We start from the raw sequence: 23,348 nt of genomic DNA, 5'->3' as shown, positions 1-23,348 counted from the left end.
GATCTCCATGTCGAGCATCCACTCCGCGAGCTCGACTCCGCCGCCAGGGTGCATGCAGAAGTAGCGGACCAGATCCTGTTGGGGCTGGCCCTGGTAGTACCTGTGATACCCGGTGTGGATGATGAGGATGTCGCCCTTCTTCACCTCGACCTTGGAGGTGATGTGCTCCGGGGTGATCATGTCCCAATCACCGACATCGCCGGACACATCGACGACGACACCCTCGTGGATGAGCTTGTCGATCGGCAACGACGCCATGTCGGGGCCTCCGTCGGCCATGTGCATCGGGCCGTCGAGGTGGGTCCCGGTGTGCAGCGACGTCTCGATGCGCTGCGAAACGACGCGATTCGTCTGCAAAGTCTGGGAGTAGTAGATCTTCGCCCCCGATAGCCCCACCCACCCCGGGGTGTGCATGTTCCAGGGGTGGCTGAGATCGACGATTTCCATGGTGTGCTCCTTGTCAGGCGGATGTACGGGTGGGGGGTGGACAGAGATCGTTGGCCCGCACCGCGGCGCGAACCATCTGGGGGGTGATCGGGAGCTCGGTGACGACACCGGCACGACCGAGGGCGTCATCCACGGCACCGGCGAGCGCCGCACCGACGGCGGTGGTACCTCCCTCGCCCGCTCCCTTCACCCCCAGCGGGTTGAGCGGCGAGGGTGCGTCCTCGGACAACAGCATCTCGACATCGGGCATCTCGTGGATGGTCGGCATCAGGTACTCCATGAACGACACCGACTGGGGCTGACCCAGCTCGTCGTAGCTGAAGTTCTCCAGCAGCGCCCCGCCGATGCCCTGGGCCGCGCCACCACAGATCTGCCCCTCGATCATCATGGGGTTGATCGCCCGACCCACGTCATAGGCCACGAGATAGCGAAGCACCTCGATGCCACCGGTCTCGGGATCGATGCGCACCACCGCGAGGTGCAACCCGTAGGGATAGGCCATGTGGGTGGCCTCGAACCAGGCCTCGGCACCGAGTCCCGGCTTCATGTCGAGCCGGCGGGCGCCGGCGGGCTCGAGGGCCACAGCGATCTCACCAAGGCTCACCGAGCGCGAGGGCGTCCCTCGCACCTGCACCGATCCGCCGACGATCTCGAGATCGTCGGGCGCAGCCTCCATCAGGTCCGCCGCGACCGCGACGGCCTTCTGGCGGATCGCGAGCATCGCCCGGTGGGTGGCAGAGCCGGTCATGACCGTGACCCGGCTGGCGAAGGCACCGAGCCCGTAGTCGAGCTCGTCGGTCTGTCCGTGCGAGACGCGGATCTTGCTGTAGTCCATCCCGAGGGTGTCCGCAGCGATCTGGGCGATGGTCGTCTCCACGCCCTGGCCCACCGATGCCGCTCCCGTGAGGATCCGAAGGGTGCCGTCGGGGTCGATCGCCGTCTGCACACCTTCGTAGGGACCCAGCCCGCTCTTCTCCACGAAGAACCCCAGCCCGAGACCCACCATCTCACCCGCGCTGCCGACGGCGCTCCAGGTCGGCGACGAGGGTCGGGTAGTCGACGTGGTCGAGGACCCGATCGAGCATCTTGGCGTAGTCGCCCGAGTCGTACTCCACCTGCGACCCGAGGACTGACATCGGACGCCGATAGGGCATCTCGTCGACCCCGATCAGGTTCACCCGACGTACCTCGGCCCGGTCGCGGCCAAGCCGGTCGGCGATGGCGTCGACCAGCCGCTCGCGGACGAAGGCAGCCTCGTAGCGACCGGGCGCCCGGTAGGTGCCGGCCGGGGTCTTGTGGGTCAGCCGGACGTGGCCCACCACGCGGTAGGCCGGCACCCGGTACGGACCGGGCAGCAGCGTGGCGGTGAGGGTCGGCACCGTGGCTCCGTGGGTACGGACGTAGGCGCCCTGGTCGAGCCAGAACTCGTCGTCGATGGCGAGGATCACACCGTCGGAGTCGACCGCGGCGCGAATGCGGTGCACCTGGTCGCGAGAGTGGTTGGCGGCCATGAGGTGCTCGCGCCGGTCCTCGATCCACTTCACGGGTCGACCGGTGCGCAACGCGGACCACGCCACCAGCACGTCCTCGGGGTAGAGCTCGCCGCGGACCCCGAAGCTCCCGCCCACGTGTCCCTCGTGGAGCTCGATGCGGGCAGGAGGGATGCCCAGCATCGTTGCGATGGCCGATCGGTTGTAGTGCGGCACCTTGGCCGCGCCCTCCACCATCAACACCCCGCTCACCGGGTCGAGATGGGCGAGCGATCCGCGGGTCTCCATCGGCACGCCGCTGTGGCGACCGACGCTCAACTCCAGTTCGACGATCAGGTCGGCCCGGTCGAAGGCCTCGTCGACGCCGCCATAGTCCTCGACCAGACGCAGCGCCTCGGTGTCGTTCCCCGCATCATCCCAGTGCACGGGATCGACGACAGGATCGAGGGTCACCGGCAACTCGTCGACCTCGACCACCACCTTCTCGGCGGCGTCCTCGGCCAGGTACTCGTCGACGGCCAGCACGACCGCCACCGGCTCTCCCACATACCGCACCCGGTCGGTGGCGAGCACCGGTTGCAGGTACGGAACCATGTCGGCGAACCCGACCTGGCGGGTGGCGATCGGGGGGAAGCCCGTCGGGAGGTCCTGCGCGGTGTAGACCGCCACCACCCCTGCGAGACCGCGCACACCCGTGGTGTCGACGCGGCAGATCCGCCCGTGCGCCACGGTGGACCGCACGACCCGCATGTGGAGCTGTCCCTCGCGCGAGAGGTCGGCGGCGAACCGTCCCCGGCCGGTCAGCAGGGGACGGTCCTCGAGACGGGGAACGGACTGGCCGATCACCTCAGGCCTTGAGCTGCTCTGCCGCGGCGCTGACGGCCTTGAGGATGTTCTGGTATCCGGTACAGCGACACAGGTTCGACGACAGAGCGTCGCGGAGCCCCTCCTCGTCGATGTCGGGTGTCGACTCGAGGACCCCGGCGGCGAGCATGAGGAATCCCGGTGTGCAGAATCCGCACTGCAGGCCGTGATGCTGGGAGAAGGCCTCCTGGAGCGGGTGGAGCACGTCGTCGTCAGCGGTGAGCCCTTCGACGGTTCGGACCGAGTGACCCTCGGCCTGGACGGCGAACATGAGACACGAGCGCACGGGCTCACCGTCGACCAGCACGGTGCACGCGCCGCACACTCCCTGCTCGCAGCCGAGGTGGGTCCCGGTGAGTCCGCAGTCCTCGCGGATGGTGTCGGCCAGCGTCTTGCGGGGCTCGACGTGCACCCGGTGGGACTCGCCGTTCACGTTCAGCCTGACGTCGACGGATTCGGGTCGGTTCATGATGCACTCCTGTCGTGGATCCGGTCGCGCAGCTCTGCGCGCACGCGGCTCGGGGTCACCGGCATGTGGTCGAAGGTCACGCCGAAGGGCGAGAGGGCGTCGTTCACCGCGTTGACCACCGCGGCCGGGGCGCCGATGGTGCCTCCCTCGCCGACTCCCTTCGCTCCCAGGAGGGAGGCGTCGGTGCGTGTCTCGCGATGGACGATCTCGATGTGGGGGATCTCGGCAACCGTCGGTGAGAGGTAGTCCATCAGCGAGGCGGTCGAGAGGTTCCCCACCTCGTCGTAGTGGAGCCCCTCGTAGAGGGCGTTGGCGATGCCCTGACACACACCGCCGTGGATCTGCCCGTCGACGATCATCGGGTTCACCAGCACGCCGGCGTCCTCGACGACGAGAAAGTCGACGACCTCGACGGCACCGGTCTCGGGATCGACCTCGACGGTGGCCACGTGGCAGGCGTTGGAGAAGGTGCCCGAGGGGTCGTAGGTGGCCCGCACCGACAGGCCCTCGGCCCCGCCCGAGCGCTCGCGTCGGTGGTAGGCGAGCCGGGCGATCTCGGGGATCGACACCCCGACGTTGGTGCCGGCCACGATGGCGCGGCCGTCCTCGAGCCGCACATCCTCGGGGGCCGCCTCGAGCATCTCGGCGGCGATGGCGACCACCTGCTCGTTCAGCCGGGTGCCTGCGATCTTCGCTGCGCCTCCGGCGATCACCATCGCCCGGCTGGCGAAGCTGCCCCAGCCGTAGGGATCACGATCGGTGTCGCCGTGGCTCACCCGCACCAAGCTGGGATCGAGACCGAGCTCGTCTGCCACCACCTGCGACAGGGTGGTGCGCAGCCCTTGACCGTGAGGCGAGGCGCCGATCCGCAGCTCGACCCCTCCGGAGGGATCCATCTCCAGGGTGACGTCCTCGTAGCCGAGCGTGACGTCCATGTTCCGGGAGGCGAAGGCCGACGTGCCGTACCCGGTGCGCTCGGAGAAGGTGGAGAACCCGATACCGAGATACCGGCCCTGTGACCAGGCGACGCGCTGCTCGTCCCGGAAGCGCCCGAGATCCAGGTGGTCGACAGCGGCGCGCAGTGCCTCGCGGTAGGTGCCCTCGTCATAGACCAGGCCTGTCGGCGAGGTGTGCGGGAACTCGTCGATGAGGTTGCGTAGTCGGATCTCGACGTTGTCGATACCGATCTGGCGGGCGGCGGTGTCCATGAGGCGCTCGAGGGCGAGTGTGATCACGGGCCGCGACACCCCGCGAGTAGGGAGCGATCGGGCAGGTGTTGGTGACCACGGCCCTGGCCCTGGGCCCGGTAGTCGACCACCGCGTAGGGCCCCGGCATCTCGGCCATGGCCATCAGCGGCTCGACCCCACAGGTGACGGGGAAGCAGGAGTAGGCACCGACGTTGCAGACGATGTCGGCGTCGAGGGCCAGAAGGCGTCCGTCGGCGTCGAAGGCTCCCCGGACCGAATAGCGGTGCTGGCGGCTGTGGAACGCCGAGGAGAAGTTCTCGAGGCGGTCCTCGATCCACGCCACCCTGCGCTTCAGATGCCGAGCGAGCCACACGACGACCACGTCCTCGCGGGCAAGCGAGTACTTCTGCCCGAAGCCACCGCCGACATCGGGGGCGACGACCTGGAGCTCACGCTCGGCGATGCCCAGCACATCGGCCAGGGCGGTGCGGATGACGTGTGGCGCCTGGGTGGAGGTGGTCAGGGTGATGCGACCGCTGCGCCGATCGACCGAAGCGACACTGCCCCGCGCCTCCAACGGCATGGCGCTCTGGCGGTCCGAGCCGACGGTGACCTCGACGACGTGGACGGCGGTGTCGAAGGCCGCGGCGGCACCCGGAGTCTCGAACCGTGCGTCGATGACGGTGTTGCGACCGAACCCCGGCGGCACCTCGTGGACCACGGGGGCGTCGGGGGCCATGGCCAGGTCGACCTCGACGACGGCGTCCTCGGCATCGATCTCGGCCCAGACCTCCTCGGCCAGGTCCTCGGCCTCGGCGGCGGTCGGTGCCACGACCACCGCGACGGGTTCACCGACGAAGCGGACACGGTCAGAGGCGAGCGGAGGGTGGCCGATCGGCACGAAGTCGTCGCGGTGGAGGATCGGACGGATCTCTCCGACATCGGCCAGATCGGCAGCGGTGAAGACCAACGCACCGCGGGGACGATGGATCTCACGGATGCGGCCCGAGGCCACAGGGCTCCGGACGAAGCGAGCCACCCACGCCCCGACGGCGACATCGGCCACGAAGGCCCCGTCGCCACGGACGAGAGCGGAATCCTCGACTCGCGGCAGCGACCGTCCGACCCACATCGTCTAGGACTCGGCGAGCAGGGACTGCTCGAGCGCCCGCCGGGTCATGGCCCGGACGAGGTCGCGGCGAAACTCCGGCGGTCCCTGCAGATCGCCGTGGGGGTCGACCGAGGTGGAAGCGGCCTGGGCTGCCTCCTCGAACGCAGCGGGTCCGGGGGCAGCGCCCTGCAGGATCTCCTCGGCGGCGGCCACGCGGACCGGACGGTCGGCGACCCCGCCGAGCGCGATCCGAGGGTCGTCGATTGCCCCATCGCGGAGCCGGAACGACGACATGGCCATGACGATCGCGAAGTCACCCGCTCGGCGGCTGAACTCGGCGAACCCGGCGCGGTGGTCGGGTCCGAGCAACGGGAGACGCACCCCGGCGATGACCTCGTCGGGTTCGAGGGCGGTGGTGAACACGGTGATGAAGTGCTCGCTGGCGGCGATCTCGCGGGTGCCCCGCGGCGAGGTCGCGAGCACCGTGGCGTCGAGGAGGGCGGCCAGCACGCACCACTCCGACGCGGGGTCGGCGTGGGCGATGCTGCCGCCGAAGGTGCCGCGGGTGCGGATGGGAAGGTGACCGACGAGGTGGCCGGCCTGGGACAGCAGCCGGCCGAGCGGACCGCCGACGTCGCCGCCGAGCTCGAGGCGACGGTGCGAGGTCAAGGCACCGATCTCGACCGCGTGCTCGCCGACGTCGAGACCGACCAGATCGGTCAGGTGTCCGATATCGACCAGGGCCGAGGGCCGGGCCAGCCGGAAGTTCATGGTGGCCACCAGACTCTGCCCCCCGGCCAGCACCTTCGCGTCCTCGCCGAAGTGGTCGAGAGCGGCGAAGGTCTCGTCGAGGGACCGTGGTGCGAGGTACTCGAAGGCTGCGGGCTTCACCCTGCGAACACTACCGGAGCCCACCCAGATTTCAAGTCACACTCAACCCTGAGTTCAAATGTGACTGCATTTGTGACACACTTCGAGGTGCAGGGGCTCGGGGTCCCGCAGAGGAGGATTCAGTGCCGACGATCACCCAATCGTTCACCCGTCCCGCTCCCACCCCGCACAAGTCTGGGAGCTCTTCAGCGACATCCCCACCGTCGCCCAGTGCATGCCGGGAGCGGCCATCACCGGCGAGGACGGACCCGACCGCTACACGGGCCAGCTCAAGGTGAAGCTGGGTCCCATGGGGGCCAGCTTCGAGGGGACCGCCGAGGTCACCGAACGCGACGACACCGCGATGTCAGCCACGGTGAACGCCAAGGGAGTGGACAAGAAGGGCGGCAGCCGGGCCAGCGCCCTGGTCAACTACCGCGTGACCGGCCAGGTGCACGACTCGCTCGTCGAGATCGACGCCGACATCTCCCTGCAGGGCGCCTTGGCCCAGTTCGGTCGCAGCGGGATCATCAACGACGTCTCGGCCCGCCTCACCCGCGAGTTCGCGACCTGCCTGGAGAACAAGCTCCTCGCCGGCACCGCCGACGAGGCCGCGGCCGTCTCCGCACCGCAGGTCAGCGTCGTCGCCATCGTGCTCGACACCCTGCGATCGGTCGCCCGACGCGTGGTCGCCTGGTTCACCACCACCGGCCGGCGAGCCATCCATCGCGTCACCGCGAAGCTCCGGGAGCGGAAGCGGCGGTGAGCATCGGCACCTCCATCCTCCGTCACGAGGACGCCAGCCTCATTCGCGGTGCAGCCACCTACGTGGCCGACGTGGCACTCCCCGGGTTGCTGCATCTCCGGGTCGTGCGCTCCGACGTTGCCCATGGGACCATCGCCTCGGTCGACGTGGACGAGGCCCGTCAGCTCGATGGCGTGGTGGCGGTGTGGACCGCCGCCGATGTCGAGCGCGACCGCGGGCAGATCCCGGTCATCTGGCCCCGTGTGTCGTTCGACGAGGCGGTGGAGCCATTCCTCCAACCGGTGCTGGCCAGCGACCGCGTCCGCTACGTGGGCGAGCCGGTCGCGATCGTGGTCGCATCGGACGAGTACGCCGCTGAGGACGCCGCCGAGCTCGTCGTCGTCGACCTCGAGGTGCTCGAGGCACAGCTCGATCTGGAGCACCACGGCGACGAGCCTCTCTTCGCCCAGGGCAACGAGGTCACCGTCCTCCACGCCGACTTCGGCGACGTCGACGCCGCTTTCGCCGAGGCCGCCGTGGTCGTCGAGGCGGAGCTACGCACCGGACGCCACACCGGCGTACCGATGGAGACGCGCGGGATCGTCGTCGAGTACGACCCGCTGGCCCATGGGCTCGTCGTGCACGGCTCGACGAAGGTGCCGCACTCCAACCGCGCCCAGCTCGCCGACCACCTCGGCATCGCCCCGTCGCGCATCACCATGCGGGAGACGGCAGTAGGCGGTGGGTTCGGCGTGCGCGGCGAGTACTACCCGGAGGACTTCCTCGTCGCCTGGGCCGCGTGGCGGCTCAAGCGGCCCGTGCGCTGGATCGAGGATCGCCGCGAGCACCTGGTCGCCGCCAACCACTCCCGCCAGCAGATCCACCATGCAGCAATGGCCGCCGACTCCGATGGTCGCATCCTGGCGCTGCGCTCGGAGTTCTGGTCCGACCACGGTGCCTATGTCAGGAGCCACGGCGTTCGTGTGCCCGACCTGACGCTGTCGATGCTCCCCGGGCCCTACGACATCGCGTCCTACCGCGGGCTGGCTCACTGCGTCGTCACCAACCGGACCCCCACCGCCACCTACCGGGCGCCAGGGCGGTTCGAGTCGAGCTTCGTTCGGGAGCGCCTGATCGACATGGTCGCAGGAGAGCTCAAGCCTGGACCCCGTCGAGGTCCGACGCCGAAATCTGATCCGTCCCGACCAGCTCCCCTATCAGCGCTCCCTGCTGTCGACCTCCGAGCCGGTCGTGTTCAGCGAGGGCGACTACCCGGCCCTGCTCGACCGGGTGCTGTCCCACGTCGACCGCGATCGCCTGGCACAACGCCGCCGCGACGGTGAGCACGTCGGGTTCGGCCTCGCCGTCTTCCTCGAGAAGTCCGGCCTCGGACCGTGGGAGTCGGGTGCCGTCGACGTTCAGCCCGACGGTTCGGTCACGGTGCGGTCGGGCTGCTCCTCGGTGGGCCAGGGGATCCGGACGATCCTCGCCCAGATCGCCGCCGACGAGCTCCAGATCTCTTCGGACCTGGTGCGGGTCGAACTGCTGAACACCGGTCAGACCGACTTCGGCACCGGGAGCTACGCCAGCCGCTCGACCGCCACCGCGGGATCCGCCGTTCACCTCGCCGCCAAGGGCGTGGTGGAGCGGGCGCGCATGGTGGCAGCCGACGAGCTCGGCACCACGCCGGCGAAGCTGAACTTCGCCGGGGGAGCTTCACCGGCTCCAAGGGAGCGTCCATCGACCTGGCGACCATCGCCGGCCTCCTCGAACCAGCGCGGGCAGCCCGTCTCGGGGTGCCGCCCGGCCTTCGCGTCGAGGAACACTTTCACGTCGAGAAGGTCACCTATCCCTACGGGGTCCACACCGCAGAGGTGTCGGTCGACGTCGAGACGGGCGAGGTGACCGTCGAACGGCTGGTGCTCGGCTTCGACGTGGGTCGCGCCGTGAACCCGGCATTGGTCGAAGGCCAGCTCCACGGCGGTGCGATCCAGGCCGTGGGCGGCGCTCTCTTCGAGGAGTTCACCTATGACGACTCCGGCAACCCGCAGGCAGCAACGTTCATGGACTACCTGCTCCCGACCATGGCGGAGACACCGGAGATGGTCACCGTGATCTCCGAGGACAGCCCGGCGATGCACAACCCATTGGGTGTCAAGGGTGCGGGAGAGGGCGGGATCACCGGAGTCGCGGCGGCGATCGCCGGCGCCGTCGACGACGCGCTCGGGCGACCGGGGTTGGTGCGCCAAGTGCCAATCACACCGTCACGGCTTCGTGCCGCGCTCCAGGAGGGAACCCCCGATGCCTGACCTCGACGGACGGACGGTGGTGGTGACCGGTGCCGCGCGCGGCATCGGCGCCGAGTACGCCCGAGGCCTCGCCGACGCGGGAGCCGCCGTGGTGCTCCTCGACCTGGCCGACGCCACGCCGGTCGCCCAGGCCATCACCGACGGCGGCGGCCTCGCCGCCGCCTACACGTGCGATGTCACCGATCAGGAGTCGGTCGAGTCGGCGTTCGCCGACAGCGCCGAGCAGTTCGGGGGGATCGACGTGGTCGTCGAACAACGCCGCGATCTTCGCCGACCTCACTCCCCAACGGTTCTCCGACATCCCCGACGCGCGGAGTGGGACGCGGTGATGCGGGTGAACGTGCGCGGCGTGGCGACGTGCAGCGCTGCGGCGCTCGACTTCTTCGCCGAGCGGGGAAGAGGCAAGATCGTGAACATCGCGTCGGCAACGGCGTTCAAGGGTGTGCCCCTGATGGCGCACTACGTTGCCTCCAAGGGCGCCGTCATCGCCCTGACCCGGGCCCTCGCCCGCGAGCTGGGCGCCATGAACGTCACCGTCAACGCCATCGCACCCGGCCTCACCGAGAGCGACGCCTTCGTGGAGAACGAGGCGTGGTCCGAGGAGATGTGGACCAGCAACGTGGCGACGCGGTGCCTCCAGCGGCCACAGGCCCCCAGCGACCTCGTCGGCACCCTGGTGTTCCTGGCGTCCGGGGCGTCGGACTTCATCACCGGCCAGACCATCGTCGTCGACGGCGGCTCCGTCACCCACTGACCGACCACCTGCACTCGGCTGTGGCCGGTCGGCTATCCGAGACCGAGGAGTTTGGCGGGACCGACTCGGGTGATGTGGTCGAAGCCGTGGGCATCCTCGCCGGTGGCGACGAGAGCCTGACGGACGAGGTCGATCGGGTCGTCCACCAGCATGGGGAACGGGTAGTCGGTGCCCAGGACGAGGCGGTCGTGGCCCAGCCGGGCGATGCCGAAGGCCAATACACCGGGGTCGTGGACCACGGTGTCGTAGGTGAAGCAGTTCAGGATCTCGTCGGCGTTCTCCGCCCCCCGGCGGCTGGCCGCACCGGCGGCGACGGCGCGCACGGCCCGACCGGCGAGCATCGGCAGCGTGCCCCCGCAGTGGGCGAGGAGGATCTTGAGGTCGGGGTACCGGTCGAAGGTGCCGTCGAAGAACAGGCTGAGCGCGGCGACGGTGGTCTCGAACGGGTTCCCGCACACGTTGGTGAGGAAGTCCTTCGACAGGCGTTCGGCGCCGAGGACCCGGTGGGGGTGGATGAACAACGGCACCCGCAACTCGGTGGCCGCAGCGAAGAGCGGGTCGAGTCCGGCATCGTCGAGGTTGCGACCACCCACCTGGGTGGGGATCGACCCGCCGAGGAAGCCGAGCTCGGTGACGGTGCGCCGAAGCTCGGCCGCTGCGGCGCCTCCGTCGACCACGGGGAGGGCGGCGAACGCTCCGAAGCCCACGTTGCCCTCGATGTCGGCCGCCGTGGCGTCGTTCATCGCGGCGGTCCACCGCACGGCGTCGTCGCCTTCGAGGTCGTCGCCGGCCACGTCGAGCCACGGCGACAGGACCTGGAGGTGGATGCTCCGCTGGGCGTTCCACCCGGATCGGGTGACCAGATCGGTCAGCGGCGCAGGCACCGGACGGGACGGTCCGGCTGGAAACGACAACCGCCGCTCCTCGGCGTCGTAGCCCACCACGAGCCCGGAGTCGGCCCCGGCGCGGTCGAGCAGGGAAGGGGGAAGATAGTGCGCGTGCACATCGATCATGATCGAGATCGGCTCTCCGGGCTCACAGTGCGTCGCCCTGATAGGTCAGCTGGTAGACATCGGTGCGGCGATCCTCACGGGGTCGATGCCCTCGCCCCGATGCTGGGCGCGGCCGACGTCGTCGAGGTCGACGACGACGGAGGCGAGGAGTCCTCAGTTCCAGGAAGCGGCCCGAGAACACGGGTGCCATCGGGGTCGACGACCAGCGACGACCCGAGGAACTCGAGCCCCGAGTGGGCCCCGGCCGCAGAGGCGCAGGCGATCACGACCTGGTCGAGGTTGGCCTGCAGCACCGCGCCGTGGGCCTGAGGACACATGCCCTCGTCGTCCCACCGGCGCGAGTCGAATCCGGGCAGCCACGCGGTGGGGACTGGCGACGATCTCGGCCCCGCGGAGTGCCATGACCCGGGCCACCTCGGGGAAGCGCAGGTCGTAGCAGACGCACACCCCGATCCGCCCGTGGGGGGTGTCCACGACCGGCAGACCCTGATCGCCGGGCAGAAAGATCTGCTTCTCGCCGGCGAAGAGGTGCAGCTTGCGATACAGGGCGAGCACCCCATCGGGACCGACGGTGATCGCGGAGTTGAACAACCCCTCGGTGCCACGCTCACAGATCCCGCCCACGACGACCGAACCGGAAGCCTTGGCGAGTGCGGTCCACTCCTGCACGGTCGGGCCGTCGAGGGTCTCGGCCCCTGCGGCGAGGTGGTCGGCATCCTCGGTGTAACCGGGAATCGCCAGCTCGGGCAGGATGACGACATCGGCGCCGTCGTCGAGAGCGGCGGTGATCATCTCCCGCGAACGCCGGCGACTCCGCGGCGGGTCATCTGCCTCGACGCCGTACTGGGCGAGCGCGAGGCTGACCTCCCTAGTCACCTTCGATGACCTGCTCGATGGCGTTGAGCAGTCCCTGGTCGGCGGGGCACGGACCCCCCACGCTTTCGATGTGGGATCCCTGGTCGGCCTTCACGGCGTGGCGAACACCAGGGGGAACGTGCACGACGTCGCCCGCTCCGAACTCCACGACGAACCCGTTCGTCAGGTCCTCGACGGTGCCTTTGCCGTCGAGGACGAAGATCGTGTCCTCCGAAACGGAATGGGCGTGCGGGGTGTTCGCCTCGCCAGGGTGCATGTCGACGTAGTTCATGTTGGCGGTCTGGGCGCCGACACCCGGCCACACGACGAGGCGGGCGTCCTCGGCAATCATCGGCAGCATGGCGCTGGGCCGGTCACGGTGGAACACATTGATGGCCATCGGGATTCTCCAGTTCGGGTCGCGGGCAGGTCGGGTCAGGAGGTGAGGTGGGTGTACAGGGCGGGATCCGCCGGGCAGGGCCCGCCGACGATCTCAGCGCCGTCATCGCCGGCGGTGAACACGTAGCCGGTCTCGGGTTCGATGTGGACCATCGAGCCGATCTGCAGCTCGGACTGCTCGTCGGCATCCGCGTCCCAGACGCGGGCCGAGCCGTCCTTGAGGTAGTAGACCGCTTCGCCCGGATGGCGTTGCAGCATCGTCCGGGAGCCGGAGGCGAGGACGAACCGGTGCAGTGAGCGCTCGTGGGCACCCACGCCAGGCCACACGATCGCCGTCGCCTCCCCTTCTCCGTCGATGAGTGGCAACGAGGGCGGTCACCGGTTGGCTTGAGGATGCGAACCTGGGCGGATTCGGTCACGGAAGGCTCCGAAGTAGATGTCGTGGACGCCCGTCGGCCGGGCGAATTGGTTTCACTGAGAGTTGACAGTACTTCACGCCGGTTCAATTCGCATGGAGGCAGCGTCCACCGAAACCCCGCGGCGTGGCGAGGTGAGCGGGGAGGATGACGTGGGGGCCGCGACCGAGCGGTCGGCAGGCGGGCTCGGAGTCGTCTCGCTCCGAGCCTCCGAACTCAGCGGTCGAGGTTCACCCAGACCGCCGACGCACGGCTGGAACCGGTGTTGAGCAACCGGTGCGGCGTGGTCGAGTCATAAGCGATGGAATCCCCAGGAGCGAGCCGGTAGGTCTTGTCCTCCAGCTCGACGGTCAGCTCGCCCTCGAGCACGATCCCGTACTCGAGACCGGAGTGATGGACCGGCACCGCCGCGCTGGCCGTGCCGGGGAGGTACTCGTTGACCACGAGCTCGACCCCTCGGACGTTGTCGTTCTGGGCCACACGGCGCAGAACACCCGCAGCGGTCTCGAACCGGGGCTGCTCGTCGAGCCGGTGGACCGGTTCGACGGGCTGCTCCTCGTCGTCGATGTCGAAGAGTGCCGACATGTGCACGCGCAGTGCCGAGGCGATGGCGACGAGGGTGCCGATCGAGGGCGACGTTCGGCCCCGCTCCACCATGCTCAGCATCGAGGCACTCAGCCCCGTCTTCGCGGAGAGCATCTGCAGGGTCAGCTGGCGCTCCGACCGGAGCTTTCTGATCCTGCTGCCCACCGCGACGACGGTCTCGTCGGTGTCGAGCTCGATGGGCGACTCCGCGACGAGCGGGGGCACCTCGGTGTCTTGTGTCAACTCAACTCACGCTCCCGATTCGCCTCGTCGGTCGGGCACCTGTGCCACCGAGCGTAGTCCGACTGAGAACTGCTCCCCCGCCTCCGATGGAACGGCCATCCCCGGGCCGGTCTCCGTGGGGAAACCGGAGCACGGCCCGGGGACGACGTCACGACGGACCCGACCTCGTCTCGATCAGCAGTCGGTCGGCAGCTCGTTGGCCATGTCGATGATCTCCTGCTGATCGAAGTCATTGATCTCATCGAGCAGGTCGGCCCGCACAAAGGGAGTCATGTCGAAGGTCTCCTCGAGGAGATCGCCCTGGAAGAAGATCTCGACGTAGGTGTTCCAACCCTCGGCGTCGAGGAAGCCGAACTGATACGTGCCGTCGTCGTTCTCGGGAGCGGTCGTGATCTCGAGCACCGCAGCGAGCGAGTCGCGGCCCGCCTGCTCGTCGGTGAACTCCTCGGGGATCTCCTGCTTCAGCACACAGACCGCAGCGTCCTGGCTGGTGTAGGCGATGAGCTGGCCCTTGGCGGTGGCACGACCCATGGCGATCAGCAGCTCGTCGTCGTCCTGTGCGTCGGCACTGGCCAACAGGCCCTCGGCGGGGAGGGTGTCGAGGCTGTCCGGGGCGATCGAGCGGAGCTCGACCCCCGCCGCGGTGATGGCTGCGATGTCGGACTTCGCGGTGGAGAAGGCGTCGATGTCGCCGTTCTCCAACGAGAGCCGCACCGTCGGGGCATCGGTGCCGACAGCGATGATCCGGACGTCGGAGTCGGGGTCGAGGCCGACCTCGGCCAGCAGTGCCCGCACCAGCGGGATCTCGACCACCGCCGAGCGAGGAGACTCCGAGGGTGAGACCGTCGAGGTCGGCGATCTCCTGGAGATCGGAGTCCTCGGGCACCACCACGTCGAAGACCTCGCCGTAGGCGTAGGTGAAGAACGGGTACCGGTCGGCACCGCGCTCCATCACCGGGAGCATCGCACCCGGGACTCCCATGCCGACCGGCACGTTGCCGGCGGCGAGGAGCTGGGCGACGTCGGACGAGCCGCCCGTGCCCTGCAGGCTGACGTTGTAGCCCTCGTCCTCGTAGAAGCCGAGGTTCTTGGCGATGTGGTATCCGTAGCCGAAGCCGCTCGTGGTCGACAGCGCCACGTCGACGCTGGTGAGCGATCCCGAATCTCCGGAGTCGTCGTCGCCCGAGTCGTCGCCGCCCGAGTCTTCTGAACCGTTGTCGCCCGAATCCGACACGGTGGTGCCCGGCTCCTCGTTCGCTGAGTCTCCGTCGTCGTTGCCGCATGCGGCAGCGATGAGGGTGAGACAGGTCAGTGCGGCTACCAGCCGCGGCAACCTCTTCCAGTGGGTGCGCTGTGTCATTGACTACTTCCCTTCGGTTGTTGCTGTCGGTCCCCGAATGCCCGGGAATGACTGTGGGTGGTGAACGTCGTGTGCCGCGAAGGCACGGGTGGATCTGGCTAGGCGTGCTCGCCGTCGCTGCCCGGCTGCCAGTAGACGACCTTGCGCTCGACGGCGTTCGCCAGGAGGTAGAGCGCCAGACCGAAGAGCGAGAGCAGGCCCAGGTAGGCGAACACGTCGTCCATGCGGAGCTGGAACGACGCCACCTCGATCAGGTGGCCTGCTCCTTCGTCGGTGGCCTTCAGCTCGCCGACGATCACACCGATGAGGGCGAAGGTGAGCGCAGCCTTGAGGCCGGCGAAGATGGTCGGAAGCGCCACGAAGATGCGCAGGTGGAAAAAGATCTGCCACCGCGACGCCTGCATCGACTTCATCAACAGGATGGCGTTCTCCCCGACCTGGTTGAGCCCGGTGATGGTGTTGACCAGCACGGGGAAGAAGCAGATCGTGGCGGCGAGGGCGATCTTGGAGGACATCCCGAAGCCGAACCAGGCGATGAACACCGGCGCCAGCGCGATGCGGGCATCGACTGGAACAGGATGACCACCGGATAGAAGGCCTGGGAGAACCACGGCACCAGGGCGAATGAAGAGCCCGAGCAGCAGCCCGCTCACCGCTCCGATGGCGAAGCCGATGACGGTCGCCTGGAAGGTGACGTAGAAGTTCTCCCACACGAAGCCGGTCTGGACTGCCTCCCAGAACGCCGGGGCGATCTCGGTCGGCTTGGAGAGGATGATCTCGGGCCAGAAGCTGGGATCGAGGGCGCTCATCACCTCCCAGATGAGGGCGAGGGCCCCGAAGGTGAGGGCACTGAGGACCGTCTGCACGGCCATCGCCTTCCGGCGCTTCTTGCGCTTGGAGCGTTTGAGCGCATCGGCGCGTTCGCGCAGCTCGTCCCTCGGCTCGGCGGTGATGGGCGGGTCCGCGAGGTCAGTCATGGTTCCTTCCTCAGTTCAGGCCGAGAATCGAGCGGATGGACACGCACACGTCGTTGAACTCGCGTGTGCCTCGGAGCTTGGCTTCGCGGGGTCGGGGCAATCCGGGTCGGACCAGCTCGAGCACCCGACCGGGACGGGTCCCCATGACCACGACCGTGTCCGAGAGGAAGACCGCCTCGGCGATGTTGTGGGTCACGAAGAGCGTCGTCTTGTGCTCGTGCTCGGAGATGCGCGCCAACTCGCTGTTCAGGTACTCCCTGGTGAACTCGTCGAGCGCACCGAAGGGCTCGTCGAGCAGCATGAGCTGCGGGTCCGAGATCAGCAGCCGGCACAACGCGACGCGCTGCTGCATCCCTCCCGACAGCTGCGGTGGGTAGTGGTTCTCGAACCCCACGAGGCCGACGAGCTCGAGCACCTGCCGGACCCGATCCTCGCGGTCCTTGGACTTGTCCTTGCGGATGTCGAGCGGCAGGCAGATGTTCTCCACGACGTTCCGCCAGGGGAACAGAGTCGAGGTCTGCAGCATCAGCCCGATGTCGGCGTCGGGTCCGGTGATCTCCTCATCACGGAACCGCGTGCTGCCGCTGGTCTGGTCCAGCAGCCCCGACGTGATCTTCAGAAGGGTCGACTTCCCGCAGCCCGATGGGCCGACCAGGCTGACGAACTCTCCTGGCGCGATGTCGAAGGTGACATCTTGCAGGGCGACGAGCTCGTCATCGCCAGACCCGAAGATCTTTCCCACGTTCTCATAGCTCAGCCCGGCTGTGATGCGATCTTCTCCCGCGTTCATGGCTTCCTGTGTTCGCACAAGGCCCCCGGTCTGTGACGGATTCAACGTCAGTGAATGTTAGAGGAATTCATTGTGAATGAAAAGGGGTTCACCACAATCGACTGCGATCCTTCACACCGCGGAAACGTTCGCGGGCATCGTTACAGGCGGAACATGGGGTCGACATCCCCAGGAGCCCCGATGTCGAACGCCTCCATGAGGGTGGCGAGGAGCTCGTAGTAGCCGACCAGCGACGCCAGCTCGAACACGCCCCGCTCGCCCAGGTGCTCGACGGCAGCGGCAAAGGTCTCGTCACCCAGGTGGCGCGAGCCGACCAGCTCGGCGACGACGGACCAGGCGGCGAGCTCGGCCGGTTCGGACAGCTCGGGCCGAGCTCTGGCACGCACGGCGTCGACGACCGCGTCGTCCAGGCCGATGTGGCGACCCAGTCGCTCGTGGGCGTACCACTCGAACTCGCTCGAGCGGTGTGACGCCACGACGAGGATCGCGAGCTCGCGGACCCGGTCGCTGAGGCTCGACTGGAAGCGGATGGCCTCACCGAGGGCGGACACGGCGGCTCCGAGCGACGGCTCGATGAGCAGCGGTGCAAACGGACCGAGCAGCGAGCCGTCGGAGGCGGTGAGGTCGAAGACTCGGGGCCCCTGAGCCCGCTTGCCGCCGGCGATCGAGTCGTACAACGCTCGCTGCTCCGGATCGAGCTCGTCGGGAGTACGGGGTGTGATCCTGCTCATGCCGCGCTTCCTCCAGAGGCCATGGCGTGGTTGACCCCACACGGCCGCTATGAATTACTGGTGACGGATGCTTCACTCCCATTGAACTACAGACCGGAGCGACACGTGCGACCGACCCCCAGCGAGCACACAGCCGACCACCTGTTCGAACGGGCATCGCTTCGGATGGTCGGCGACGGCATGCCCGCCCCGACCTCGAACGCATGCGGACAGAGATCGACCGGTTCTCGATCTGGTTCGACCGGGTGGGCTGTCCTCGCCGAGGAGTACGAGGAGCGGGCCGGTGCCGCGCGAGACATGCGGCCATCGGGTCACCGCCGGCGACCTGTGGTGGCACGCCTCCTTGTCGTGGCAGTACGCGCAGTTCATGTGGTTCCACGATCCCGACCAGCGACGGTACGGCCAGCAGCGCAAGGTCGCCGCGTACCGAAGGGCCGCGCCCAACCTGGTGCCCGAAGCGCACCCGGCCGATGTTCCGTTCGGAAACGATGCCCTCCCCGCGTGGCTCCGGCGCCCACGACACGTGACGGGAACCGTCCCCGTCGTCATCCTGATCGGCGGGCTCGAGAGCACCAAAGAGGAGAGCCTCCGGTTCGAGAACCTCCTCCTCGAACGGGGCATGGCCACCCTCGCGTTCGACGGGCCCGGTCAGGGCGAGTTCGCCGCGGTGCAACCGCTGGACGACCGCTTCGACCGCGCGACGAGCGCCGTGGTGGACGCCCTGCTCGAGCGCGACGACATCGATCCGGCTCGCATCGCGGTCCTCGGCCGCAGCCTCGGAGGGTTCCTCGCGCCGCTCTCGGCCGCGCGGGACGAACGGCTGTGTGCTGCCGCCGCGTTCGGCGCGCTCTTCGACCTTCGGTTCTTCGACGACATCCCACCGGTCCCAGCGAGCGGGTTCCGACAGCTGACCGGTATCGACGCCGATGACGCGGCCGAGCAGGAGGTCCGCCGGATCATCGATCTCTCCGGCGACATCGCATCGTTGCGCTGCCCCCTCTATGTGCAGCACGGGGAACAGGACGCGCTCATCCCGGTGGAGCAGGCCCACCTCACCGCCGCGCAGGCCGTCAACGCGGACGTGACCCTCGCCATCGACCCGGACGGGGATCACTGCTCACACAACCGCCACCACATCGTCCGGCCACAGCTCGCCGACTGGTTGGCTGATCAGCTCGAGTCGCAGCTGATCGTCGACACCCTGAAGTACCGTCCCCCGGCGGGTCGGCGTTGCGGTCGTCGCCACACGCCATGGGCACCAGCGCTGCCGCACACAGGCAGAGCATTGGTCCGACTCGCATCGAGGGGACGTTAGCGGCAGTTCCGAAGCGGGCCGCCGGCGACCGGGCCGATCGAGACGGCCTCACCTGCTGGTTGATACCGTCCCCGTGTGCGCACCGCCGTCGTCCGCGGCCAAAGCGTCCCGGTCGTGGTGTGGCTGGGCTTCGCGGCGTTCATCGGGCTCGGCCTGCCCGAGGCCACCCTCGGGGTCACCTGGCCCTCGATCCGGGCCGAGATGGACCGTCCGCTCGCCGCGGTCGGCCTCCTGCTCGGGGCGATCACCGTCGGCTACCTGCCGACCAGCGCGCTGTCGGGCCGGCTCACCACCAGGTTCGGCGCCGGCTGGATGCTCGCCGGCGCGTCGGTGGCCTTCGCCGCGGCCATGGCGTCGTACGCGGTCGGGCCGACGCTGCACTTCCTCGTCGCCGGGTCGCTGCTGAGCGGGATCGCCGCGGGAATCATCGACCCCGGCGTCAACACCCACTTCGCGCTCCGCCACGGCACCAGGGCCATGAACCTGCTCCACGCCTCGTTCGGAATCGGGGCCACCTCGGGACCCTTCATCGCCACCGTCGTGATCGGCACGAACGGCTCGTGGCGCATCCCATACGTTGTCTACCTGGTGGTCCAGGTCGCCCTACTCAGTGGGTTCGTCGCGACCCGCCATCGCTGGACGGCTGCACCTCAAGAGGCCGCCGCCCCGACCGCCGCGCCTGCCGACCCCGAGGACACACCGACACCCATGCGGAAGACCCGTCCCCGCGCGGTGATCGGACTCTCCACCCTGGTCTTCTTCGTGTACACCGGCTTGGAGGTCGGGGGCGGGGTGCTGGCGTTCACCCTCCTCGCCGAGGGTCGCGGCGTGTCCGACACCGCCGCCGGCCTGTGGGCGACGGCGTTCTGGGCCGGTCTCACCGTCGGACGGGCCGCCCTGGGGATCGGCGGCGCCAGGCTGCGACCCGAGCACATCGTTCGGGGCGGCACCATGGCGGCGGTGGCGGCGACGGCGGTCATCACCGTCGATCCGGGCGGTGCGGGCGCCATCGGGTTCCCGCTGCTCGGCGTGGCTCTCGCCGGCATCTACCCCAGTCTCGTCCTGCTCACCCCCGGCAGGGTCGGCCCGGCGCGCACGCCCAACGTCATGGGGATCCAGTTCAGCGTCGCCGCCATCGGGGCATCCGGCATCCCCGCCGCGATCACGCTCCTCGCCGAGGGTCACCTGGAGCGGATCGGGATCGCGCTCTTGACCCTCGCCGTGGTGGTCACCCTCCTCGATCTGGCCCTCACCCACCTCACACCGATCCGGCCAACAGGCATGACCGCCGGTGACGCGGGGTAGTGGCCTCTGCCATGACCACGACCAACGACGTCCCTGCTTCGGGCCGTCCCGTCCCTTCGGGTAGGTTCAACCACATGGCAAAGAACGTGTTCGTCGTCGCGATGGACGACTTCAACCTGGCGACCATGAAGGGGTTGCGTGAGGCCCACCGGTACGACTTCCACTCGCTGATCCCCACCGGCGACGTGCTCAAGGCCGAGGAGTACGACTTCGACGCCTTGCTGGCCACCGGCGAAGCCGAGCTGCGGGCCTTCGACGGCCCGGTCGACGGGATCGTCACCTGGTGGGACTTCCCGTCCTCGGCCCTGGTACCGATCCTGGCCGAACGGTGGGACATCCCCGGTCCCGAGCTGCGCAGCATCCTCATGCTCGAGCACAAGTACTGGAGCCGGATCTGCCAGCGGGCGGTGGCCGCCGACCACGTACCCGCGTTCGCGGCCTTCGACCCCTTCGCCGACACCGCCCTCGACCAGATCCTCGAACGGGGCGTCGACTTCCCGTTCTGGATCAAGCCGGTGAAGTCGGTCGGCTCCTACCTCGGGTTCCACATCGGCGGTCCCGACGACTGGGACCCGGCGATCACCGCCATGCGCGAGGAGGTCAACCAGTTCGGCGATCCGTTCGCCCAGGCGCTCAGCCGGGTCGAGATGCCCCACGACGTGGAGGCGATCGGCGGCGTGGCCTGCCTCGCCGAGGCCATCATCAGCGGCTTCCAGTGCACCGTCGAGGGCTACGTCGCGCAGGGAGACGTCCACGTCTACGGCCTGGTCGACTCGCTCCGCGAACCGGGCTCGTCGACCTTCCGCTCGTACCAGTATCCATCACAGCTGCCCACGCCGATCCAGCGGCGCATGGAGCAGATCTCGGTCGACATCATCGAGTACACGGGCCTGGACTTCAGCTGCTTCAACATCGAGTTCTTCTACGACGAGAACCAGGGCCAAATCTGGATCCTCGAGGTCAACACCCGGCTGTCGCAGTCCCACTGCGATCTCTTCGCCAAGGTCGACGGCGCGTCGAGCCAGCGGGCCATGCTCGGCGTCTCCCAGGGGCGCAAACCACGCATGCTGGATCACGCCGGCGACTTCGCGGTGGCGGGCAAGTACTTCCTGCGGGCCTTCGAGGACGGTGTGGTCCAGGCCGTCCCCTCCGAGGACGACATCGCCGCGGTCATCGAGCGCTTCCCCGGCACACGGGTCGAGATCGATCCCAAACCGGGCACCCGCCTGTCGGAGATGGCGGTGCAGGAGACCTACAGCTACGAGCTCGGCCGGGTGTTCATCGGCGGCGACGACCACGACCAGCTCGAGCAGCGGTTCGCCCAGATCGCCGAGATGCTGCCCTTCGCCATCGAGGTGGTCGGCGCCTGACCACGGTGTGAGGCGCCTGCGGGTCGGCGAGCCCCGCCTCAGGAGTAGTTCACGGTTCTGAAACCGTTGCGCTCGAGCGGGCAGGCATACTGGTGGCACGGAAGATCCACTCCTCTACCCCTTGCCTGGCGCCGAGGATGTCGGGGTACCGCGCGGTCTCACCCGCTACCAGTCGCCGATCGAGTTCGACGCCCCGCCCGACGAACGCCGCATCGGGGTCGTGGTCCCGTTCGACTTCACCCTCGACTGGGAGTACTGGCGCTACCTGCCCGAAGGGGTGGTGCTGCACTTCACCCGCACTCCGCACCTGCTGCGCGACGAGGGCATGTACCTGGCCCGCTCCAGCGGCAAGCCGTCGGTGGTGGCCAGGGCTGCCCGCTCGTTGCGCACCCTCCACCCCCACGCGGTGCTCTATGCGTGCACCTCGGGCAGCTTCATCAAGGGGGTGCAGGGCGAGGCCGAGCTGCGCAAGGCGATGGCAGCCGAGGGCTACCCGAACGCGGTCACCGCGTCCGGCGCCGCCGTCCACGCTCTGGGGCTCAGCGGGGCGCTGCGGGTCGCCATCGTCACCCCCTACTCCGGTGCCCTCACCCGCCGCCTGGTCGACTTCGTGGCCGAGGCCGGGTTCGATGTGGTCGCCACCCACTACCTCGGGTTGCACCGGGGCATCGCCGCGGTCAGCCAGAACACCATCGTCGATCTCGTCCGCCAGACCGCGGGGTCAGGCGCGGATGCGGTGTTCGTGAGCTGCACCTCCCTGCGAACCTTCGGCAAGGTGGCCCAGCTCGAGGGCGAGCTGGGCGTCCCGGTGTTCACCTCCAACCAGGTGTCGCTGTGGGCCGCACTCGACGCGGCCGACGCTCTGGTCGGACGCCAAGCGGGCGACGGCGGGCCGTGGCTGATGGGCGACGGTGCTCCGCCGGCGCTGTCGACACGCATCCTGCTCGCCGCCTCCGGCGTGCTGCCCCTCGCCGACTCCTGAGCCCGGCTCACCGAGCCCGGGAACCACTCAGGCGGTGACCTCGGGGTTGGCCGGGGCGAGGTGGGCTTCGATCCTGGCTCCCGCGGCGTCGACGTCGCCGTCGGCCAGGGCGGCCAGCAGGCCCCGATGCTCGGTGACGACCTCGGCCGGGTCGCGGTGCTGGGCAGGAAGGGTCTGCAGACACAAGCGGGTCTCGACCAGCAAGGTGGCGTACATGCGGCGGAGACGGGGGCTGTCGGCGCCGGCCACCAGGGCCTCGTGGAAGCGCAGGTCGATGTCGGCCACGTCGCTCCACCGCCCGGTGGTGGCCGCCGCGTCCATCTCGTCGACCAGGGCCTGCAGGCCGTCCAGGGTGGCGGGATCGCCGCGGCGGGCGACCCGCGCGGCGGCGGCGCGCTCGATGGTGACCCGGGCGAGCGCGATGTCGGCCGCGTCGTCGGCGTCGAGGGTGGTGACGAAGACGCCCCGGTGGGGCGCGGCCTCGATGAGCCCCTCCTGCAGCAGCCGCTGGAACGCTTCACGGACCGGTCCTCGCGACACCGCCAGCCGGTCGGCGAGCTGGGCCTCGGTGAGCTGCATCCCGGGTTCGAAGGTGCCGTCCATGATCCGTGCGCGGATGGTCTCGGCGATGATGGTGGAGGTCGCTCGCCGGGCGACGGGTTCGAGGTTGTCGAGCGGCATCGGCTGGCTCCCGGATCCGGGCCGGTCGGCGTCGTGCCCACCCCCGATCGGTCTATTGTCAACAATCCTACCACCGACT

General features: G+C 68.9%; 26 protein-coding genes. 8 read left to right on the top strand and 18 right to left on the bottom strand.

What is annotated here, in order from left to right; translation table 11 throughout:
- The 7 genes from U5K29_04400 to U5K29_04370 all read right to left on the bottom strand — a co-directional run.
- A partial coding sequence (locus U5K29_04400; protein ID MDZ7677770.1) for a cyclase family protein occupies positions 1-447 on the bottom strand: 447 nt, incomplete at its 3' end.
- A 13-nt stretch (positions 448-460) separates the two neighbouring features.
- Positions 461-1,453: a molybdopterin cofactor-binding domain-containing protein gene (locus U5K29_04395; GenBank protein MDZ7677769.1), complete on the bottom strand. Its 993-nt coding sequence runs from the start codon at positions 1,451-1,453 to the stop codon at positions 461-463.
- A 1-nt stretch (position 1,454) separates the two neighbouring features.
- A complete protein-coding gene (locus U5K29_04390) occupies positions 1,455-2,783 on the bottom strand; it encodes a molybdopterin cofactor-binding domain-containing protein (GenBank protein MDZ7677768.1) in 1,329 nt (442 codons plus the stop codon).
- A gap of 1 nt (position 2,784) precedes the next feature.
- A complete protein-coding gene (locus U5K29_04385) occupies positions 2,785-3,270 on the bottom strand; it encodes a (2Fe-2S)-binding protein (GenBank protein MDZ7677767.1) in 486 nt (161 codons plus the stop codon).
- Complete coding sequence (locus tag U5K29_04380) at positions 3,267-4,505, bottom strand: molybdopterin cofactor-binding domain-containing protein (protein MDZ7677766.1); 1,239 nt, start codon at positions 4,503-4,505, stop codon at positions 3,267-3,269. The genes U5K29_04385 and U5K29_04380 overlap by 4 nt, the downstream gene beginning before the upstream one ends.
- Entirely contained in the window at positions 4,502-5,590 is a 1,089-nt protein-coding gene (locus U5K29_04375) for a molybdopterin cofactor-binding domain-containing protein (GenBank protein ID MDZ7677765.1), read from the bottom strand. The genes U5K29_04380 and U5K29_04375 overlap by 4 nt, the downstream gene beginning before the upstream one ends.
- Positions 5,591-5,593: 3 nt before the next feature.
- Complete coding sequence (locus U5K29_04370) at positions 5,594-6,460, bottom strand: FAD binding domain-containing protein (protein ID MDZ7677764.1); 867 nt, start codon at positions 6,458-6,460, stop codon at positions 5,594-5,596.
- Between the two features lie 139 nt (positions 6,461-6,599).
- Here U5K29_04370 and U5K29_04365 point away from each other — a divergent pair, with 139 nt between their 5' ends.
- Both U5K29_04365 and U5K29_04360 read left to right on the top strand, forming a co-directional pair.
- Complete coding sequence (locus tag U5K29_04365) at positions 6,600-7,205, top strand: SRPBCC family protein (GenBank protein ID MDZ7677763.1); 606 nt, start codon at positions 6,600-6,602, stop codon at positions 7,203-7,205.
- Positions 7,202-8,527 carry a molybdopterin cofactor-binding domain-containing protein gene (locus tag U5K29_04360; protein MDZ7677762.1) on the top strand — a complete coding sequence of 442 codons (1,326 nt, stop codon included), beginning with the start codon at positions 7,202-7,204 and terminating at the stop codon, positions 8,525-8,527. The genes U5K29_04365 and U5K29_04360 overlap by 4 nt, the downstream gene beginning before the upstream one ends.
- A 75-nt stretch (positions 8,528-8,602) precedes the next feature.
- On the opposite strand, the gene U5K29_04355 is transcribed toward U5K29_04360, so the two are convergent.
- Positions 8,603-8,737, bottom strand: coding sequence for a hypothetical protein (locus U5K29_04355; protein MDZ7677761.1), 135 nt, complete (start codon positions 8,735-8,737; stop codon positions 8,603-8,605).
- Positions 8,738-8,794: 57 nt separating this feature from the next.
- On the opposite strand from U5K29_04355, the gene U5K29_04350 reads away from it, so the two are divergent.
- Positions 8,795-9,493, top strand: coding sequence for a molybdopterin cofactor-binding domain-containing protein (locus U5K29_04350; GenBank protein ID MDZ7677760.1), 699 nt, complete (start codon positions 8,795-8,797; stop codon positions 9,491-9,493).
- Positions 9,486-10,247 carry an SDR family oxidoreductase gene (locus tag U5K29_04345; protein ID MDZ7677759.1) on the top strand — a complete coding sequence of 254 codons (762 nt, stop codon included), beginning with the start codon at positions 9,486-9,488 and terminating at the stop codon, positions 10,245-10,247. Before U5K29_04350 ends, U5K29_04345 begins: the two co-directional genes overlap by 8 nt.
- Positions 10,248-10,279: 32 nt before the next feature.
- On the opposite strand, the gene U5K29_04340 is transcribed toward U5K29_04345, so the two are convergent.
- The 9 genes from U5K29_04340 to U5K29_04300 all read right to left on the bottom strand — a co-directional run bounded on the left by U5K29_04340 (position 10,280) and on the right by U5K29_04300 (position 17,616).
- Positions 10,280-11,260 (bottom strand): amidohydrolase family protein, encoded by a 981-nt coding sequence (locus tag U5K29_04340; protein MDZ7677758.1) that lies wholly within the window; start codon positions 11,258-11,260, stop codon positions 10,280-10,282.
- A gap of 153 nt (positions 11,261-11,413) precedes the next feature.
- Positions 11,414-12,136, bottom strand: coding sequence for a nitrilase-related carbon-nitrogen hydrolase (locus tag U5K29_04335; GenBank protein MDZ7677757.1), 723 nt, complete (start codon positions 12,134-12,136; stop codon positions 11,414-11,416).
- Positions 12,129-12,515: a cupin domain-containing protein gene (locus tag U5K29_04330; protein MDZ7677756.1), complete on the bottom strand. Its 387-nt coding sequence runs from the start codon at positions 12,513-12,515 to the stop codon at positions 12,129-12,131. Before U5K29_04330 ends, U5K29_04335 begins: the two co-directional genes overlap by 8 nt.
- A 35-nt stretch (positions 12,516-12,550) precedes the next feature.
- A complete protein-coding gene (locus tag U5K29_04325; GenBank protein MDZ7677755.1) occupies positions 12,551-12,829 on the bottom strand; it encodes a hypothetical protein in 279 nt (92 codons plus the stop codon).
- Positions 12,830-13,146: 317 nt separating this feature from the next.
- The gene (locus tag U5K29_04320; protein MDZ7677754.1) at positions 13,147-13,758 is read right to left on the bottom strand and encodes a cupin domain-containing protein; all 612 of its coding nucleotides are present in this window, start codon (positions 13,756-13,758) and stop codon (positions 13,147-13,149) included.
- A gap of 174 nt (positions 13,759-13,932) precedes the next feature.
- The gene (locus U5K29_04315) at positions 13,933-14,571 is read right to left on the bottom strand and encodes a hypothetical protein (GenBank protein MDZ7677753.1); all 639 of its coding nucleotides are present in this window, start codon (positions 14,569-14,571) and stop codon (positions 13,933-13,935) included.
- Between the two features lie 645 nt (positions 14,572-15,216).
- Positions 15,217-16,095 (bottom strand): ABC transporter permease, encoded by an 879-nt coding sequence (locus U5K29_04310; GenBank protein MDZ7677752.1) that lies wholly within the window; start codon positions 16,093-16,095, stop codon positions 15,217-15,219.
- A 10-nt stretch (positions 16,096-16,105) separates the two neighbouring features.
- Positions 16,106-16,837: an ABC transporter ATP-binding protein gene (locus U5K29_04305; protein MDZ7677751.1), complete on the bottom strand. Its 732-nt coding sequence runs from the start codon at positions 16,835-16,837 to the stop codon at positions 16,106-16,108.
- A gap of 188 nt (positions 16,838-17,025) precedes the next feature.
- On the bottom strand, positions 17,026-17,616 hold the full coding sequence (locus U5K29_04300) for a carboxymuconolactone decarboxylase family protein (protein MDZ7677750.1): 591 nt from the start codon (positions 17,614-17,616) through the stop codon (positions 17,026-17,028).
- 283 nt (positions 17,617-17,899) lie between these two features.
- Between U5K29_04300 and U5K29_04295 the strand changes: the two genes are divergently transcribed.
- From U5K29_04295 to U5K29_04280, 4 genes are all read left to right on the top strand, one after another.
- On the top strand, positions 17,900-18,931 hold the full coding sequence (locus U5K29_04295) for a prolyl oligopeptidase family serine peptidase (protein MDZ7677749.1): 1,032 nt from the start codon (positions 17,900-17,902) through the stop codon (positions 18,929-18,931).
- A gap of 75 nt (positions 18,932-19,006) precedes the next feature.
- A complete protein-coding gene (locus tag U5K29_04290) occupies positions 19,007-20,236 on the top strand; it encodes an MFS transporter (protein MDZ7677748.1) in 1,230 nt (409 codons plus the stop codon).
- Between the two features lie 74 nt (positions 20,237-20,310).
- The gene (locus U5K29_04285) at positions 20,311-21,606 is read left to right on the top strand and encodes an ATP-grasp domain-containing protein (protein ID MDZ7677747.1); all 1,296 of its coding nucleotides are present in this window, start codon (positions 20,311-20,313) and stop codon (positions 21,604-21,606) included.
- A 121-nt stretch (positions 21,607-21,727) separates the two neighbouring features.
- Positions 21,728-22,588 (top strand): hypothetical protein, encoded by an 861-nt coding sequence (locus U5K29_04280; protein MDZ7677746.1) that lies wholly within the window; start codon positions 21,728-21,730, stop codon positions 22,586-22,588.
- Between the two features lie 27 nt (positions 22,589-22,615).
- Here U5K29_04280 and U5K29_04275 read toward each other — a convergent pair whose 3' ends face one another.
- Positions 22,616-23,269, bottom strand: coding sequence for a GntR family transcriptional regulator (locus tag U5K29_04275; GenBank protein ID MDZ7677745.1), 654 nt, complete (start codon positions 23,267-23,269; stop codon positions 22,616-22,618).
- Positions 23,270-23,348: the final 79 nt, after the last annotated feature.

This window comes from Acidimicrobiales bacterium (assembly GCA_034521975.1).
GTDB lineage: Bacteria > Actinomycetota > Acidimicrobiia > Acidimicrobiales > SKKL01 > SKKL01.
Note: the sequence above shows the minus strand (reverse complement) of the source record. Positions and strands in the feature narration are given on the sequence as shown.

What these genes read in the sequence shown, in the direction of transcription:
- U5K29_04375 (MDZ7677765.1), bottom strand. Translation starts at nt 5,590, where the DNA reads ATGTGGGTCGGACGGTCGCTGCCGCGAGTCGAGGATTCCGCTCTCGTC.
- U5K29_04340 (MDZ7677758.1), bottom strand. Translation starts at nt 11,260, where the DNA reads ATGATCGATGTGCACGCGCACTATCTTCCCCCTTCCCTGCTCGACCGC.
- U5K29_04275 (MDZ7677745.1), bottom strand. Translation starts at nt 23,269, where the DNA reads ATGCCGCTCGACAACCTCGAACCCGTCGCCCGGCGAGCGACCTCCACC.
- U5K29_04310 (MDZ7677752.1), bottom strand. Translation starts at nt 16,095, where the DNA reads ATGACTGACCTCGCGGACCCGCCCATCACCGCCGAGCCGAGGGACGAG.
- U5K29_04345 (MDZ7677759.1), top strand. Translation starts at nt 9,486, where the DNA reads ATGCCTGACCTCGACGGACGGACGGTGGTGGTGACCGGTGCCGCGCGC.
- U5K29_04285 (MDZ7677747.1), top strand. Translation starts at nt 20,311, where the DNA reads ATGGCAAAGAACGTGTTCGTCGTCGCGATGGACGACTTCAACCTGGCG.
- U5K29_04385 (MDZ7677767.1), bottom strand. Translation starts at nt 3,270, where the DNA reads ATGAACCGACCCGAATCCGTCGACGTCAGGCTGAACGTGAACGGCGAG.
- U5K29_04330 (MDZ7677756.1), bottom strand. Translation starts at nt 12,515, where the DNA reads ATGGCCATCAATGTGTTCCACCGTGACCGGCCCAGCGCCATGCTGCCG.
- U5K29_04395 (MDZ7677769.1), bottom strand. Translation starts at nt 1,453, where the DNA reads ATGGTGGGTCTCGGGCTGGGGTTCTTCGTGGAGAAGAGCGGGCTGGGT.
- U5K29_04300 (MDZ7677750.1), bottom strand. Translation starts at nt 17,616, where the DNA reads ATGAGCAGGATCACACCCCGTACTCCCGACGAGCTCGATCCGGAGCAG.